The organism is Allobosea sp. NPDC055594 (assembly GCF_053618995.1).
In genome coordinates, this window is the sequence record NZ_JBSHIO010000001.1 from 457984 (window position 1) to 474198 (window position 16215).

Below are 16215 nucleotides of genomic sequence, written 5' to 3' on the forward strand. Positions count from 1 at the left end.
CGTGATTTTTCTTATTTCCGTTCAAATGTGGGAAATCTGTCTTTCGAGCCCTGTGCCGAACGACAGATGGCTTGCCCTTTGTCAGGCGAGACCGCCGAGTCGGTAGCCAACGCCGGGTTCGGTCTCGATCAGCCGGGGGGTCGACGGGTCGTCCTCGAGCTTCTGGCGCAACTGGCCGACGAAAACGCGCAGATATTGCACGTCGTGCTCATGGGCCGGGCCCCAGACGGCGGTCAGGATCTGCTTGTGCGTGAGCACGCGGCCATGGCCGCCGGCAAGGCAGGCGAGCAGGTCGTATTCCTTGGGAGAGAGCTTGACCGGGGCGCCGGCGCGGCTGATCCGGCGGTTGACCAGATCGATCTCGACGCTGCCCGCGACCAGCACCGGCTCGGCGCCCTGACGCTCGATGCGGTGGCGCAGCGCGACGCGCAGGCGCGCCAGCAATTCGCCGACGCCGAACGGTTTCTCGACATAATCGTCGGCACCGGCGTCGAGCGCGTCGATCTTCTCGGTCTCGCGGTCGCGGGCCGAGAGGATGATCACCGGGCCATCATAGAAGGCGCGTGCCTTGGCCAGCGCCTCCTTGCCGTCCATGTCGGGCAGGCCGAGATCGAGCACGACGGCGTCGGGCGGCTTGCGGGCGATCTCGCGCAGGCCGGCCGTGGCATCGTCGGCGCGGATCGGCTCGTAGCCGGCGGCATCGAGGGCAGGGCCGAGAAAGCGATGGATCTGCGGCTCGTCGTCGATAACGAGGATGCGGGGGCGAAAAGCGGTCATGCTTCGGGTTCTCCGCCCGCGATGTCCTTGCGCAGGCTGATCAGGATACGGGTGCCGCCCTTCGAGCCGTCCGGCCGCTCGCGGATCGGGCTGGCGGCGGCGATGCGCCCGCCCATGGCCTCGACGAAACCCTTCGCGATGGCAAGACCGAGGCCAGCGCCCTTGCCGCGCTCGCCACCGCGATCGATCGCCTCCTCGAGCCGGCGGAACTTCTCAAAGACGCGCTCCAGCTCGGCGGTCGGAATGCCGCGGCCTTCGTCTTCAATCGAGATCACGACATTGCCCCGGTCTTCAAAGGCCGCCGTCTCGATCAGCGCGCCATCCTCGCTATAGGTGATGGCGTTTTCGAGGATGTTGACCAGCACCTGTTCGAGCAGGACGGGGTCGGCCCTGACCATGGAGAGCTCGGCCGGGAAATCGCGCAGCGCCCGGCGCTGGCCGAGCCGACGGGAGACGCGGGCCAGCGCTGCCGCAATGACGTCGCGGACATCGATCCAGTCCCGCCGAGCCACCAGAGCGCCGCCTTCCAGCTTCGTCATGTCGAGGAGGTCGCCGACATAGCGGTTGAGCCGTTCTGCCTCCTCGCGGATCGAAAGCAGGAGATCGTCGCGCACGGCCGGCTTCATGCTGCTGCCATAGTCGATCAGGGTGGTCGCCGAGCCGAGCACGGTGGCGAGTGGCGTGCGCAGATCATGGCTGACCGAATTGAGCAAAGCCGCGCGCAGGCGGTCGCTGCGGCGCAGCGCCTCGGCATCGACCGCCGCTGCGGCGAGCTCGGCGCGCTCGATCGCGATCGCGCCCTGGTCGAGCAGGGCGAGCGCGAAGCGTTCGTTCTCTGCGGTCGCCAGCGCGCTCGGCTCGAAGCCGACGACCCCGGAACGCAGGCGCACGCCCTGCAGCGCCCGGAAGGTCCAGCCGGCATTGGGCAGGGTGCCGGTGCCGGCGCCAGCCGGCTCGCCACGATTCCAGGTCCAGCGCGCCGCGGTCATGTCGGCGGTCGAGAGCGGCTCGATCTCTGGCGCTCCGGCAATGGCGGCGATCTCGCCGCCATCGGTCGGCAGCAGAACGACGACCTTGCCGGAGGTCGCGGCCGAGACCTGCTCGGCGAGGATCGCCGCGGCGTCCTCCTTGCGGGCGGCGCCGGAAAGGCGGCGGCTCGCGGCGAGCAAAGCGGTGATGGCCGAGGCGCGCCTTGCGGTCGCTGTCGCCTGGTCGCGGACACGGCCGGTCAGGCTGCCCGTCGTCATGGCGACGGCGAAGAAGACGAGGAAGGTCAGGAGATCGGCCGGGTGACCGATCCAGAAGGAGAGCCGCGGCTGCAGGAAGAAAAAGTTGTAGGCGAAGGCGGCGAGCCCCGCGGCGGTCACGGCCGGCCAGAGCCCGAAGGCGAGGCCTGCGCCGAGCGCTGAGACCATGAACAGCATGGCGAGGTTGGCGTTCTCGACATGCTGGTCGAGCAGGGCGGCGAGGCCGATCGCGGCACCGACCATGGTGACGGCGCCGACATGGCCGCGCCATTGGAACCGCGGCTTCGGGCCCGTGAAAGCGGGCGCCGCGGACGGACCCGAGCCCATCTCGGTGATGATGTGCAGTGCGGCGCCGTTCTGCGCCTTGAGCAGTTCCGGAGCGAGCGAGCGGTGGAACAGCGAACGCCAGCCGCGCCGATGCGACTTGCCGACGACGATCTGGGTGACGTTGTTGCGCCTGGCATAGTCGAGCACGGCGCCGACGAGATCGTCGCCATTGAGCACGACGCTCGCCCCGCCGAGCTGTTCGGCGAGCTTTAGGGCCTCGATGAGCGGTGCGCCGCGCCCGGGATCGTTATCGGCTCGGTTCGGCCGCTCGACATGGGCAACCGTCCAGGGCGCATCCATCATCATGTCGGAGAGCCGTCTGCCGGCGCGAACCAGCGGGCCCGCCATGGCGTCGGGACCGATCAGGACGAGGATGCGCTCGCCAGCCGCCCAGGGCCCCTCGACGCCTGCGCGCTTCATCGCCTGGCTGAGCTGGTCGTCGACGGTCTGCGCCGCCCTGCGCAAGGCGAGCTCGCGCAGGGCGGTGAGGTTCTCGGGCTTGAAGAAGTTGCTGGCGGCGAGCCGCGCCGTCTCCGGCAGGTAGACCTTGCCTTCGTCCATGCGCTGGCGCAGCTCGGTCGGCGTGATGTCGATCAGCTCGATCTCGTCGGCGCGGCTGAGCGCGCTGTCGGGGACCGTCTCGCGCTGGCGCACGCCGGTGATCTTCCAGATCACTTCGACCAGGCTTTCGAGATGCTGGACGTTCAGCGTCGTCCAGACATCGATGCCGGCCTGGAGCAGCTCCTCGACATCCTGCCAGCGCTTGGGATGGCGGCTGCCGGGCGCATTGGAATGGGCGTATTCGTCGACCAGCAGCAGGCGCGGCTTGCAGGCGAGCGCGGCGTCGAGATCGAACTCCATCAGGATGCGGCCGCGATGCTCGATCGGCCGGCGGGCCATCACTTCGAGCCCTTCGAGCAGGCTTTCCGTCTCGCGGCGGCCATGGGTCTCGACGACGCCGACCAGCACCTCGCCATGCTCGGCCTGGGCCCGCCGCCCCTGCGTCAGCATCTCGTAGGTTTTGCCGACCCCCGGCGCCATACCGAGGAATATCTTCAGCCGGCCGCGCTTGCCGCGACCGGCCGATGACAGCAGGGCGTCAGGGTCGGGCCGGCCCGCCTCACGGAACTGGGATTCGTCGCTGGACATTATCCGGACGTTCTCAACCATCTTTCAGGGTCGCCCCGGGCCGGCGCTCCGCCCGGGACGGCCCAACCTATAGTCTGTTTCTGCTGCTAACGCTGCGGCTGAGGCCAGCGCGCATCGAGCGCCAGATTGACGGCGAGCACGTTGACGCGCGGCTCGCCGAGCACCCCGAAGGTCGAGCCCTCGGTGTTGGCCGCGATCACCGCCAGAACCTCGGCCGGCTGGGCCTTGCGGGCCGCGGCGATGCGCGCCACCTGCCGGGCCGCATAGGCCGGCGAGATATGCGGATCGAGCCCCGAGGCGGAGGTGGTGACCGCGTCGACCGGGATCGGCCCCGCCGCCTCGGCCCGCAGCGCCTCGGCCTCGGCCTTGATGCGCGCCGCGAGATCCTCGTTCAGCGGGCCGAGATTCGAGCCCGAGGAAGAGGAGGCGTCGTAGCCCTCCTTGCCGGCGGCGGAGGGGCGGGGACGTAAGTAGGCCTCGCCCTTGAAGTTCTGGCCGATCCATTGCGAGCCGATGACCACGCCGTTGGCGTTGCGGATCAGCGAGCCGCCGGCCTGGGCCGGAAACAGCGTCTGGGCGAGGCCGGTCACGCCAAGCGGATAGGCGAGGCCGAGCAGGAGGGTGAAGAAGACCATCGCGACGATGGCGGGGCGCAGATGCGAGATCATGACTCTTGTCCTTTCCGCGGCTCAGGCCAGACCGAGGGCTGAAACGAGCATGTCGATCAGCTTGATGCCGACGAAGGGCGCGATCAGACCGCCGATGCCGTAGAGGGTGAGGTTGCGCGAGAGCAGCTTGGCCGCACCGATCGCGCGGTAGCGCACGCCGCGCAGGGCCAGCGGGATCAGCGCGACGATGACGAGCGCGTTGAAGATCACCGCCGAGAGGATGGCGCTCTGCGGACTCGACAGGCCCATGACATTGAGCGCCCCCAGAGCCGGCAGCGAGACCACGAACAGCGCCGGGATGATGGCGAAATACTTCGCGACGTCATTGGCGATCGAGAAGGTGGTGAGCGCGCCGCGCGTGATCAGCAACTGCTTGCCGACCTCGACGGTTTCCAGGACCTTGGTGGGGTCGCTGTCGAGATCGACCATGTTGCCGGCCTCGCGCGCTGCCTGGGCACCGGTCTGCATGGCGACGCCGACATCGGCCTGGGCGAGCGCCGGGGCGTCGTTGGCGCCGTCGCCGCACATGGCGACGAGGCGGCCCTTGGCCTGCTCGGCCCGGATAATGCGCAGCTTGTCCTCGGGTGTGGCCTCGGCGAGGAAGTCGTCGACGCCGGCCTCGGACGCGATCGCCGCGGCGGTGACCGGGTTGTCGCCGGTGATCATCACGGTGCGCACGCCCATGCGACGCAGATCGGCGAAGCGCTCCTTGACGCCCGGCTTCACAACGTCCTTGAGATGGATAACTCCGGCGAGCGCGCCGTTTTCGCTGACCGCGAGCGGCGTGCCGCCCGAGCGGGCGATGGCGTCGACCGCCTGGCGCAGCTCGGCCGGCACCTGCGCCTCGCTGAGATCGAGCGTCCGGATCACCGCGTCCACCGCGCCCTTGCGCCAGGATTTGCCATCGGAATCGAGGCCGGACTGACGCGTCGTCGCGCTGAACGGGATGGCGTTGGCACCGTGCGGAATCTCGGCGGTCACGCCGAGACTCCGGGCGAGGTCGACGATCGAGCGGCCTTCCGGCGTCTCGTCGGCTAGCGAGGCCATCAGGGCGGCGTGCAGGGCCGCTTCCGGACGCATGCCGGGAGCGGGAATGACTTCCACCGCCATGCGGTTGCCGAAGGTGATGGTGCCGGTCTTGTCGAGCAGCAGCGTATCGACATCGCCGGCGGCCTCGACGGCGCGGCCGGAGGTGGCGAGCACGTTGACCTTGAGCAGCCGGTCCATGCCGGCGATGCCGACGGCGCTGAGCAAGCCGCCTATGGTGGTCGGGATCAGGGTGACGAAGAGGGCACCGAGCACCATCGGGTCGAGCGAGACGCCGGAGAAGGCGCCGAGCCCGGTCAGCGTCACCACTGCGATCAGGAAGACCAGGGTCAGGCCGGCGAGCAGCACGGCGAGCGCCAGCTCGTTCGGAGTCTTGCGCCGGTCGGCGCCCTCGACCATCGCGATCATCCGGTCGAGGAAGGACGAGCCCGGCCGCGAGGTAACCCGGACCTTGATCCAGTCCGAAACCACGGTGGTGCCGCCGGTGACGGCCGAGCGGTCGCCGCCGCTCTCGCGGATTACCGGGGCGGATTCGCCGGTGATGGCGGCCTCGTTGACCGAGGCGACGCCCTCGACAATCTCGCCATCGGCCGGGATGACGTCGCCGGCCTCGACCAGGACGATATCATCCGGCGCGAGCTCATGCGCCGGCGTCGGGATGATCGCGTTGCGCGAGGCGTCGATGATCAGCTTGGCCTTGGTGGTGACGCGGGTGGCGCGCAGCGCATCAGCCGCCGCCTTGCCGCGCCCCTCGGCGATCGCTTCGGCGAAATTGGCGAAGACCACGGTCAGCCAGAGCCAGGCGGCGATCTGGACGGCGAAGCCAGCGGGCTGACCACCGGCGATGGCGACCACGGCCGAGACCGTGGCCAGCACGGCCACGACCTCGGTGGCGAGGATCACCGGATTGCCGGCGAGCGCGCGCGGGTCGAGCTTGGTGAAGGCGCTCTTCAGGGCTGCGAGGATCACGGCCTGGTCGAAGGCGCCGGATCTGACGAGAGAGAAAGACATGAGTGCGTTCTTTCGTTGGCTCAGCGAGCGGCCGCAAGCACCTGGAAGTGCTCGACGATCGGCCCGAGCGCGAGCGCGGGAAAAAATTGCAGGCCGCCCAGGATCAGGATGATTCCGATGAGCAGACCGACGAAGAGCGGGCTGTCGCTCGGCAGCGTCCCGGCTGTCGGCTTGAGCTTCGGCTTGGCGGCTATGGCGCCCGCCAGGGCGATCACCGGGACCATGTAGGCGAAGCGGCCGAGCAGCATGGCGATGCCGAGGGTGGTGTTCCACCAGGGCGCATTGGCGGTCAGCCCCGCATAGGCCGAGCCGTTGTTCCCGGTCGCCGAGGAATAGGCGTAGAGGATCTCCGTGAGCCCGCGCGGCCCCTTGTTCAGCAGCCCTTCCAGCGCGACCGGCAGTACGGCCGAGATCGCCGAGAAGCCGAGAATGGAGAGCGGCAGGATCAGCACCGCCAGCATGGCGAACTTGATCTCGCGCGCCTCGACCTTCTTGCCGAGATATTCCGGGGTGCGCCCGACCATGAGCCCGGCGACGAAGACCGAGAGCAGAGCCATCACCACCATGCCGTAGAGGCCCGAGCCGGCTCCGCCGGGCACGATTTCGCCGAGCTGCATCAGGAACATCGCGACGCCGCCGCCGAGCGGCATGTAGGAGGCGTGCATCGAATTCACCGAACCGTTCGCGGTGCCCGTGGTCTGGGCGGCCCACACGGCCGAGGCGGCGGCGCCGAAGCGCACTTCCTTGCCTTCCATATTGGCGGGCGCGTCGGAGATGCCCGCTGCGACCATGGCTGGCTGCGGCGTCAGCGTCTCCGCGGCATAGATCGCGGCAGCGCCGAGGCTGAGAAGGATCACCATCGCCGCGATCAGCGCGCGCGCCTCCTTGCGGGCGCCGGCGACACGCCCGAAGGCGACGACGGTGGCGAAGGCGATCGCATTCAGCGAGACGACCTCGATCAGATTGGTCAGCGGCGTCGGATTCTCGAACGGATGCGCCGAGTTGACGTTGAACAGACCGCCGCCATTGGTGCCCCATTGCTTGATCGCCTCCTGGCTGGCGACCGGGAAGAGCGCGATGATCTGGTCGGCGCCCTCCAGCGTCTTGGCCGTGACATTGGCGAGCAGGCTCTGCGGCACGCCCGCGGCAACGAGTGCGAGCGCGGTGACGATCGAGACCGGCAACAGCACGTAGAGCGTGCTGCGGGTCAGATCGACCCAGAAATTGCCGAGCGTTTCGCCGCGGTCGGCGGCAAAGGCGCGTGCCATGGCCGCCGCCACCGAGAGACCGACCGCGCCCGAGACGAAGTTCTGCACGGTGAGGCCCAGCATCTGGCTGAGGCTGCTGACCGTCGTCTCGCCGCCATAGGATTGCCAGTTCGTATTGGTGACGAAGCTGACGGCGGTGTTGAAGGCGAGATGCGGCGACAGCCCGTCGAAGCCCTGTGGGTTCAACGGCAGTTGCCCCTGCAAGCGCAGGAGAGCGTAGAGCAGCGCGAAACCTGCGGCGCTGAAGGCGAGCACCGCGCCGGCATAGCCGAGCCAACCATGCCCCTTGTTCCGGTCGACGCCGAGCGCCGCGTAGAACCCGGCCTCGACCGGCTTCAGCACCGGATCGAGAACGGTGCGCTCGCCTGTCCAGACGCGCGCCATATAGATACCGAGTGGCCAGCCCACGGCTACCGTCAACGCGATCGTAAAGACGATCTCGGCCCAGCCCCGCCAATCCATGCGAGGTCTCCTTTATTATTCGAGTTCAGAAGCGGTCGGGGCGCAGCAGCGCGGCGACCATGTAGACCGCGAGCCCGAGGGCCGCCGCGGCGTAGAGAAGGGTGAGCGCCATGGTCCTCAGACCTTGCGCAGCAGCGCCGCATAGAGGCCGAAGAGCGCGAAGGCCCCGGTCCCGAGCGCGAAGAAAAAGATGTCGGCCATATCGGTCTCCAGCCTTGGTTTCAGACCGGAGATGTGGGGGCGGGCAGGGTAAGCGTTCGAGCGGGAAGGCCGGGGAGGGGCATAAGGGCCGCGTAAAGACCTGCCGCGCGTAGAGTCTGCCGAGAGCCAAAGGAGCCCGGCTGCGCGGCGTGCAGGAGTCACGCCGAACAGGCAGGCGGTCAGATTCGGTCAAGAGGAGCGCTTTTGGAGGCGGCTCAGCTCGACGCTTCGAGACCGGCCGTGGTGATGAAGGCCGAAATCGCGAGGCCGGCCCAGAAGAGCTCGTTGAGAATACCCTGCAGGGGCACGGCCCCCATGGTCACGGTTGAAAGGCCGCCGGCCAGGAACAGCGCCGAGACCGCAACAAGGCTGCTCATGATGTCCTCCCGCATTTTGGCTTCGAACGCGGCGAGGGCGATTCGGTTCCTTCCACTCGATAAGGTGTCGAGCAATTTGTATTGATCAAGCTCCCGCCTGACAGCAGGATCTGTGATGTCTCGGACTGCGCGTGACTGATGTCAGGGCGCTGGGGCATTTGGCATCAGCCCGAGCAGCCGCTCGCGCACAGCGTCGGAGAAGGGGCGCGACTTTCGTGTCGTTTCGTCCACCAGGACGATCACCGTGACCGCGCTCGCCGCGCAGCGCCCGGCCTGAAAGATCGCCTGCTCGAGCCGAACCGAGCTGCGGCCGACCGAAGCGACACGCAGCCCACTCTCGACCTCGCCGGGCCAGAGCAGTTCCGCCCGGAAATCGACTTCCAGCCGGGCGATGACGAAGGCCGTTCCGGGCTCGGCCAAAGGATGTTCCGGATCGTAGATCAGCTCGACGCGGCCCGTTTCGAACAGGGTCGAGAATACCGCGTTGTTGACGTGCCCCTGCCGGTCCGTATCGCCGTAGCGAAGCTTGTCACGGGTTCGGAGCGGATACTCGGCGAGGGGGATTTCGACAGACAAGGCGGCCTCCGGTCGCGGCCGGAAGCTTGCCGCCGGCGCTGGCGGAAGGGGTGGGATTCGAACCCACGGTGGGCTTCCACCCACGGCGGTTTTCAAGACCGCTGCCTTAAACCACTCGGCCACCCTTCCGGTGTGACCGTCATTGCCGCCGGTTGCGACGTTTTGCAAGCGCCCTGCGGCCCTGCGCCGCTGAAAGGGCGCGCTCCGGAACGGCAGCCGGCTCGAAAAACCATGCCTGTCAGTAGCTTGCGCAATCTCACGACGCCGCGCGCTCGTTTGGGGGCCGCGTCGAGAGCGTCGTTGCATCGAGGCCACGCCGGCCCGAAAAATGGCGGAGAGATGGAGGCGGCTTGACAGCTGCCGCATTTCCGACACCTTTGTGCCCGCCCAAAGGGGGCAGCTGGGCTTTTGTTAACGGTGTCGCCTGCGCGCTTCGCCGCCTTAACGATCCCTTAATTGAATCGGCCGAAAGCTGGGGTATCGCTGCGATTTCGCGGCGAGCGCAGTGCTGTTTTGGCGAACCGCAGGAATTTGGGCATGATGGGACGCGCGAGCTCTTCGGCACCGGTGGCAGCCAGCGCCAATGAAGCCTGCGACGACTCCCGTTCCCGCACCCCCTTGATCAAGACAGCTGCCCGCCTCGGCTGCGTCATGGTGGCCGGCGTCTTCCTTGCCAATTGCGCCAATGACGGCGTCGCCCGCCGCGGCAAGTCGAAGGAGATCGGCGCCTTCCCGTCCTCGAAATACGGCCCCGCCAGCGCCCGCGTCGTCCAGGAAGGACAGCCGGTCCCGAAGGGCGGTGGGCGCCAGCTGATCGGCCGCAGCTATACCGTCGCCGGCAAGCGCTACACGCCTTACAACAAGCCGGTCGGCCATACGCTGGTCGGCACCGCCTCCTGGTATGGCGAGGCCTTCCACGGCCGCCGCACCGCCAATGGCGAAATCTATGACCGCCACGCCATCAGCGCCGCGCATCCGACCATGCCGCTGCCGGCCTATGCCCGCGTGACCAACGTGGCCAATAATCGCTCGATCATCGTACGCGTCAACGACCGCGGTCCGTTCCATGGCGGCCGCCTCATGGACGTGTCGCAACGCACGGCCGACGCGCTCGCCTTCCGCCATCTCGGCACGGCGCGCGTCAAGGTCGAGTATCTCGGCCAAGCCTCGCTCGGCGGCTCCGACGACAAGCTGCTGCTCGCATCGCTTCGTACCGATGGCCAGCCGGCCTCGATCCCCGGCCAGAGCTCGCGCAGCCTCATCGCCGGCAATATGCAGGTCGACCCCGGCTCCGATTCGGAAGATCAACGCCCGCAGCCGGCTCCGGTTCCCGTCCGGGCGGCGCCAGTCTCGCAGCCTGTGGTTCAGGCCTATGCCGAGCAACCGCAGCGCGCGCCGCTCCAGAGCCCGATCCAGGTCTCGACCGTCAGCACCGCCGGCGACGGCGTTCCGATGCGCGGTGTCAGGCTGCCGCCCGAGCGCCCGTTCGATCTCGACACCATCGCCAACGCCAGCAAGCCCGTCCCGGTTCTACGGCCGGCCGTCATGACCTCCGCCTCGGCGACACCGCGGACCAGCGTCGCCAGCCTCTTCGCCGCCCCGGAAAAGGCGCCGTCGGCGCGCTTCGCCGCCGGCCACCCGCTGGCCTCGGGTGTCAAGCCGCAGATTCTCCAGCCGCTTGCGCGGAATTGATCCACGCCGGGCTTGACCGCCCGTACGGCGCCATCATCTGATCGAGAGATGGCGCGAGGTCGTTCTATGCTGGTGTTCGGCCGTTTCCTGGCGCGTGGCGGGCGCTCGCTCGGTGCTTTGGTGTTTCTGCTCGCGGCCATTCCCGGCGCCGGCGCCCAGAGTTTCCAATCTGCCGCGCCCCATGCCGTGCTGCTCGATTCCGGCAGCGGCGCCATTCTCTACGAAAAAGCTGCCGACGAACTGATGGTGCCGGCGAGCCTCGCGAAGATCGCGACGGCGCTGGTCGCCTTCCAGGAGATCGAGCAGGGCAGGATGACCCTCGATACCGAGATCTCGATCTCGGAGAACGCCTGGCGCAAGGGCGGGGGCGTCTCGGGCGGCTCGACCATGTTCGCGCTCGTCAACAGCCGGGTGAAGCTCGGCGATATCCTGCAAGGCCTGATCGTCCAATCCGGCAACGACGCCGCCATCGCCCTGGCCGAAGCGGTTGCCGGCACCGAGGCGAACTTCGCGCGGTTGATGACGGAGCGGGTCCGGGCGCTCGGCTTGGGCAAGTCCGTGTTCCGCAATGCAACCGGCATGGCCGACCCCGAGCAGAAGGTCACGGCCCGCGAGCTGGCACGCCTCTCCGATCATCTGATCAAGACCTATCCCGATCTCTACAAGATCTTCGGCCAGCGCGAGTTCACCTGGAACAAGATCAAGCAGCAGAACCGCAATCCCTTGCTTGCGATGGATATCGGCGCGGATGGCCTCAAGACCGGCAATGTCGACGATTCCGGCTATGGGCTGGTCGGCTCGGCGGTACAGAAGGACCAGCGCCTGATCGTCGTGGTCGCCGGGCTGAAGAACGCCCGCGACCGGGCGAGCGAGGGGCGCAAGCTGCTCGAATGGGGCTTCCGCTCCTTCGAGCAGCGCCAGGTCTTCGCTGCGAACGAAACAGTCGGCGAAGCCAGCGTCTATGGCGGCGACAAGGGACGCGTCGCCCTCAAGGCCAGAGGGCCGATCAACCTTTTGGTGCCGCGGGGCAGCAATGAACGCCTCAACGCCCGTATCGTCTATCGCGGCCCCTTGCAGGCACCGGTGGAGGAGGGCGCCCAGGTGGCGCGGCTCCTGGTGACGCGCGGCGAGGTCAAGACGCTCGACATCCCGCTCTACACGGCCGAGGCCGTAAAGGTCGGCAGCCTGCAGCAGCGCGCGCTCGATGCCCTGTTCGAGGTCTCGACCGGCTGGATCCGCAAGGCGCTCGGGCGGAGCTGAGCGCGGCGATGACCAAGCAGAACACCAGCGCGGCGGCGCCGGAAGCCGGCCACTTCATCACGCTGGAGGGCGGGGAGGGTGCCGGAAAGTCAACGCTGGCGAAGGCGCTGGCCGCCCGGCTCGGCGCGCTCGGCCTCACCGTCGAGCTGACGCGCGAACCCGGCGGCTCGCCGAAAGCCGAGCGGATCCGGAACGCGCTGCTCGCCGGACAGATCAAGCCCTATGGCGCCTTCGCCGAGGCGCTGATGTTCTCCGCCGCCCGCATCGACCATGTCGACCGGCGCATCAAGCCGGCGCTGGCGCGCGGAGCCTGGGTGATATGCGACCGCTTCATCGACTCGACGCGGGTCTATCAGGGTGCATTGGGCGCGATCGGCCCCGAGAAGATCGCGGCACTGGAGACGGTCGCCATTGCCGGGTTGAAGCCGGAGCTGACCCTCATCCTCGACCTCGCGCCCGAGATCGGGCTGGCCCGTGCCGCGAGCCGCCGGCTGCCGGGCGAGGCGGTCGATCGCTTCGAGGGCGAGACGCTCGTCTTCCATCGCCGGCTGCGCCAGGCCTTCCTCGACATCGCAGCGGCCGAGCCCGGCCGCTGCGTCGTGCTCGACGCCAGCCGGTCTCCAGAGCAATTGGCTGAGCAGGCCTGGCAGGCGCTGGCCAGCCGGCTGCGACTACCGCAGATTGCGCCGGCATGATCGAATCGAGCAATGAACCCGACCGCCTGCCCAATGCGCCGCATCCGCGCGAAACGCTGGCGCTGATCGGCCATGAACGCCAGGAGCAGGCCTTTCACGCGGCCTTGCGCTCCGGCAGGCTGCACCATGCCTGGCTGCTGGGTGGGCCGGAGGGCATCGGCAAGGCGAGCTTCGCCTATCGCGTCGCGCGCTTTCTGCTGGCGGAGGGGGATCCGATGCGCCGCGCCAGCGCCGCAGGCGATCTTTCCATGCCCGCCGATGATGGTGCGACGCGCAAGATCATGGCGCTATCGCATCCAGACCTGCATCTGCTGCGCCGGATCCCGAAGCCCGACGGCAAGAGCTTCACCAGCAACATCCCGGTCGATCTGGTCCGCCGCGTGCTCGAGCGCTTCGGCTCCAGCGCCGGGGAGGGCGGCTGGCGCGTCTGCATCGTCGATTCCAGCGAGGAGCTCGACCGCTCGGCCGGCAATGCCCTGCTCAAGCTGCTCGAGGAGCCGCCGGCCCGCACACTCTTCCTGATCGTCGCGCATGCGCCGGGCCGGATCCTGCCGACAATCCGCTCGCGCTGCCGGCTGCTCGGCTTCGAGCCTCTGTCCGAGGGCGATGTCGCCGAGGCCGGCCGGATCGCGCTCGAGCGGATGGGCCTGCCTTATGACGGCTCCGCGCTCCAAAGGGCGGCGGCACTCTCCGAAGGCTCGGTGAAGCGGGCGCTCAGCTATGTCGACCCGGCGACGCTGGCTCTGGTCGAAGCGGTGAGGGCGCGGCTCGACGCGCTGCCGGGCGTTGATCTTCCGGCCCTGCTGGCTCTTGGAGAGGATGTGGCGGGCAAGGCCGGAGAGGCCGAGTTCGCGGTGATGATCGAGACCATCCAGGGCTGGCTCAGCGCCCATCTCCATGCGCATGCCGCGGCCGGGCCGGCACGGCTTGCACCCCTGGCGGAGGTGTGGGAGAGACTTGCGCGCTCGGCCCGGGAGGTGGAAACCTATAATCTCGACCGACGCCCCCTCGTCATGTCGCTGTTTCACGATCTGTCCGAGGCGGTAGCGCGATCGCGCGCGGCGTGAAACGAGACAGCAGCGGACAGACCATGGCCTCGGCCCCGAAGTTCTACCTGACGACCGCGATCCACTACACCAACGGCCCGCCGCATATCGGCCACGCCTATGAGATGGTGGCTGCGGATGCGATCGCCCGCTTCAAGCGCCTCGACGGCTACGACGTCTTCGCCATGACCGGCACTGACGAGCACGGCCAGAAGGTGCAGCGTACCGCCGCGCAGAACGGCCTTTCGCCGCAGGACTTCGTCGACGGCTTCGCCGCGCGCTTCAAGGAGATGGAGCAGCAGCTGGGCTGCTCCTTCGACCGCTTCATCCGCACCACCGATGCCGACCACCTGCCTTCGACGCAGGAGCTCTGGCGCCGGATGGAGGCCAATGGCGACATCTATCTCGCCAAATATTCCGGCTGGTATTCGGTCCGGGACGAGGCCTTCTATGGCGAGGAGGAGACGACCCTCCAGCCCGATGGCACGCGCCTGGGCGGGCAGGGCACGCCGGTCGAATGGGTCGAGGAGGAGAGCTATTTCTTCCGCCTCAAAGCCTATCAGGACAAGCTGCTCGCGCTCTATCGGGATGTGCCGGACTTCGTCTCACCCGAGACGCGACGCAACGAAGTGGTCTCCTTCGTCCAGAGCGGACTCGAGGATCTCTCGATCAGCCGCACCACCTTCGACTGGGGCTTGGCCGTCCCGGGCGACCCGAAGCATGTGATGTATGTCTGGGTCGACGCGCTCAACAACTACCTCACGGGCTGCGGCTTTCCCGACGAGAGCAACCCGCGCTGGCACTACTGGCCGGCCGATGTCCACATCATCGGCAAGGACATCGTGCGCTTCCACACGGTGTATTGGCCGGCCTTCCTGATGTCGGCGGGGTTGCCGCTGCCGAAGCGCGTCTTCGGCCACGGCTTCCTGCTGAACAAGGGCACCAAGATGTCGAAGTCGCTAGGCAACGTCGTCGACCCGTTCGGGTTGGCGAATGCCTATGGCGTCGACCAGCTGCGCTATTTCTTCCTGCGCGAGGTCTCCTTCGGCCAGGACGGCAACTACAGCCACGAGGCGATCGTCGGGCGGATCAATGCCGACCTCGCCAACGATCTCGGCAATCTGGCGCAGCGCTCGCTGTCGATGATCGCCAAGAACTGTGAGGGCAGAGTGCCACCGGCCGGCGCGCTGACCGAGGCCGACCTCGCCATGCTGGCGCAGGCCGACGGGCTGCTGGCGAAGACGCGCGCCGCCATGGAGGATTTCGCCCTGCATGTCGTGCTGGCCGACATCTGGGCCGTGGTCGCCGAGGCCAATCGCTATTTCGCCAATAATGAGCCGTGGAAGCTCTCCAAGAGCGACCCGGCCCGGCGCGATACCGTGCTCTACGTCACGATCGAGACGATCCGCCAGGTCGCGCTCCTCACCCAGCCGGTCATGCCACAAGCCATGGCGAAACTGCTCGACCTGCTGGCGATCCCGGACGAAACGCGCAGCTTCGCCACGCTCGGCGAGGCTGGGCGCCTGACCTCGGGCACGGTGCTGCCGGCACCGAGCGCGGTCTTCCCGCGCTATGTCGAGCCTGAGGAGGCTCCGGCCTCCTGATGCTGATCGACACGCATTGCCACCTCGATTTCCCCGATTTCGCCGGGGATATCGAGGCCTATGTCGGCCGGGCGGAGGCTGCCGGCGTCAGCCGGATGGTGACGATCTCGACGCGGGTCGCGCGCTTTGCGGCCTATGCCGCGCTGGCCGAACGTTTCCCTTCGGTCTGGTGCACCATCGGCACGCATCCGCATGGCGCTCATGAGGAACTCGACGTCACGGCCGCGCAACTGGTCGAGCTGTCGCGGCATCCGCGCTGCGTCGCCATCGGCGAGGCCGGACTCGACTACCATTACGACAAGAGCCCGCGCGAGGCGCAGAAGCAGGGCCTGCTGACCCATATCGCCGCGGCCCGGGAGACGCAGCTGCCGCTCGTCATCCATTCGCGCGAGGCGGACGAGGACATGGCGGCGATCCTGCGCGAGGAGATGGGGAAGGGCGCCTTCCCCGCCATCCTGCACTGCTTCACCGCCGGCGAGATGCTGGCGCGGACCGGCGTTGAGCTCGGCCTCTACGTCTCCTTCTCCGGCATCCTGACCTTCAAGACCTCCGAGGCGCTGCGGGCCATCGCCCGCGAGATCCCGCTGGAACGCCTGCTGGTCGAGACCGATGCGCCCTACCTCGCCCCGACACCCTATCGCGGCAAGCGCAACGAGCCATCCTATGTCGTTGAGACTGCAAAGGTTTTGGCTGATGTGAAAGGCGTCTCCTTCGACGAGATCGCGCGCATCACCACGGAAAATGCGCGCCGCTGCTACTGGAAGATGGACCACGCCACGCGCCCGGCGCAGGTCGGCTGATCCGGGTT

General features: G+C 67.9%; 14 protein-coding genes and 1 tRNA gene. 6 read left to right on the top strand and 9 right to left on the bottom strand.

Annotation, left to right across the window (positions count from 1 at the left end):
• Positions 1-81: 81 nt before the first annotated feature.
• The 9 genes from ACWGRX_RS02145 to ACWGRX_RS02185 all read right to left on the bottom strand — a co-directional run bounded on the left by ACWGRX_RS02145 (position 82) and on the right by ACWGRX_RS02185 (position 9239).
• On the bottom strand, positions 82-777 hold the full coding sequence (locus ACWGRX_RS02145; protein WP_291645412.1) for a winged helix-turn-helix domain-containing protein: 696 nt from the start codon (positions 775-777) through the stop codon (positions 82-84).
• On the bottom strand, positions 774-3500 hold the full coding sequence (locus ACWGRX_RS02150; RefSeq protein ID WP_452116234.1) for a DUF4118 domain-containing protein: 2727 nt from the start codon (positions 3498-3500) through the stop codon (positions 774-776). The genes ACWGRX_RS02145 and ACWGRX_RS02150 overlap by 4 nt, the downstream gene beginning before the upstream one ends.
• Before the next feature lie 86 nt (positions 3501-3586).
• A complete protein-coding gene (gene kdpC, locus ACWGRX_RS02155; RefSeq protein ID WP_291645410.1) occupies positions 3587-4168 on the bottom strand; it encodes a potassium-transporting ATPase subunit KdpC in 582 nt (193 codons plus the stop codon).
• 21 nt (positions 4169-4189) lie between these two features.
• A complete protein-coding gene (gene kdpB / locus ACWGRX_RS02160; RefSeq protein WP_452116235.1) occupies positions 4190-6226 on the bottom strand; it encodes a potassium-transporting ATPase subunit KdpB in 2037 nt (678 codons plus the stop codon).
• A 20-nt stretch (positions 6227-6246) separates the two neighbouring features.
• On the bottom strand, positions 6247-7956 hold the full coding sequence (gene kdpA / locus ACWGRX_RS02165) for a potassium-transporting ATPase subunit KdpA (RefSeq protein ID WP_452116236.1): 1710 nt from the start codon (positions 7954-7956) through the stop codon (positions 6247-6249).
• Positions 7957-7981: 25 nt separating this feature from the next.
• Positions 7982-8068, bottom strand: a complete 87-nt coding sequence (gene kdpF, locus ACWGRX_RS02170) for a K(+)-transporting ATPase subunit F (protein ID WP_365879107.1) — start codon at positions 8066-8068, stop codon at positions 7982-7984.
• Between the two features lie 304 nt (positions 8069-8372).
• Entirely contained in the window at positions 8373-8534 is a 162-nt protein-coding gene (locus ACWGRX_RS02175) for a hypothetical protein (RefSeq protein ID WP_291641876.1), read from the bottom strand.
• 141 nt (positions 8535-8675) lie between these two features.
• The gene (locus ACWGRX_RS02180) at positions 8676-9110 is read right to left on the bottom strand and encodes an acyl-CoA thioesterase (RefSeq protein ID WP_452116237.1); all 435 of its coding nucleotides are present in this window, start codon (positions 9108-9110) and stop codon (positions 8676-8678) included.
• Positions 9111-9149: 39 nt separating this feature from the next.
• Positions 9150-9239 (bottom strand) — tRNA-Ser (locus tag ACWGRX_RS02185).
• Positions 9240-9647: 408 nt separating this feature from the next.
• Here ACWGRX_RS02185 and ACWGRX_RS02190 point away from each other — a divergent pair.
• From ACWGRX_RS02190 to ACWGRX_RS02215, 6 genes are all read left to right on the top strand, one after another.
• Complete coding sequence (locus tag ACWGRX_RS02190; RefSeq protein ID WP_452116238.1) at positions 9648-10802, top strand: septal ring lytic transglycosylase RlpA family protein; 1155 nt, start codon at positions 9648-9650, stop codon at positions 10800-10802.
• Positions 10803-10868: 66 nt separating this feature from the next.
• Positions 10869-12062, top strand: coding sequence for a D-alanyl-D-alanine carboxypeptidase family protein (locus ACWGRX_RS02195; protein WP_452116239.1), 1194 nt, complete (start codon positions 10869-10871; stop codon positions 12060-12062).
• Between the two features lie 8 nt (positions 12063-12070).
• Entirely contained in the window at positions 12071-12757 is a 687-nt protein-coding gene (gene tmk / locus ACWGRX_RS02200) for a dTMP kinase (protein WP_452116240.1), read from the top strand.
• Positions 12754-13824, top strand: a complete 1071-nt coding sequence (locus ACWGRX_RS02205) for a DNA polymerase III subunit delta' (RefSeq protein ID WP_452116241.1) — start codon at positions 12754-12756, stop codon at positions 13822-13824. Before tmk ends, ACWGRX_RS02205 begins: the two co-directional genes overlap by 4 nt.
• A gap of 23 nt (positions 13825-13847) precedes the next feature.
• Entirely contained in the window at positions 13848-15407 is a 1560-nt protein-coding gene (gene metG / locus ACWGRX_RS02210) for a methionine--tRNA ligase (protein ID WP_452116242.1), read from the top strand.
• Positions 15407-16207, top strand: coding sequence for a TatD family hydrolase (locus ACWGRX_RS02215; protein WP_452116243.1), 801 nt, complete (start codon positions 15407-15409; stop codon positions 16205-16207). Before metG ends, ACWGRX_RS02215 begins: the two co-directional genes overlap by 1 nt.
• The last annotated feature ends 8 nt before the right edge of the window (positions 16208-16215 follow it).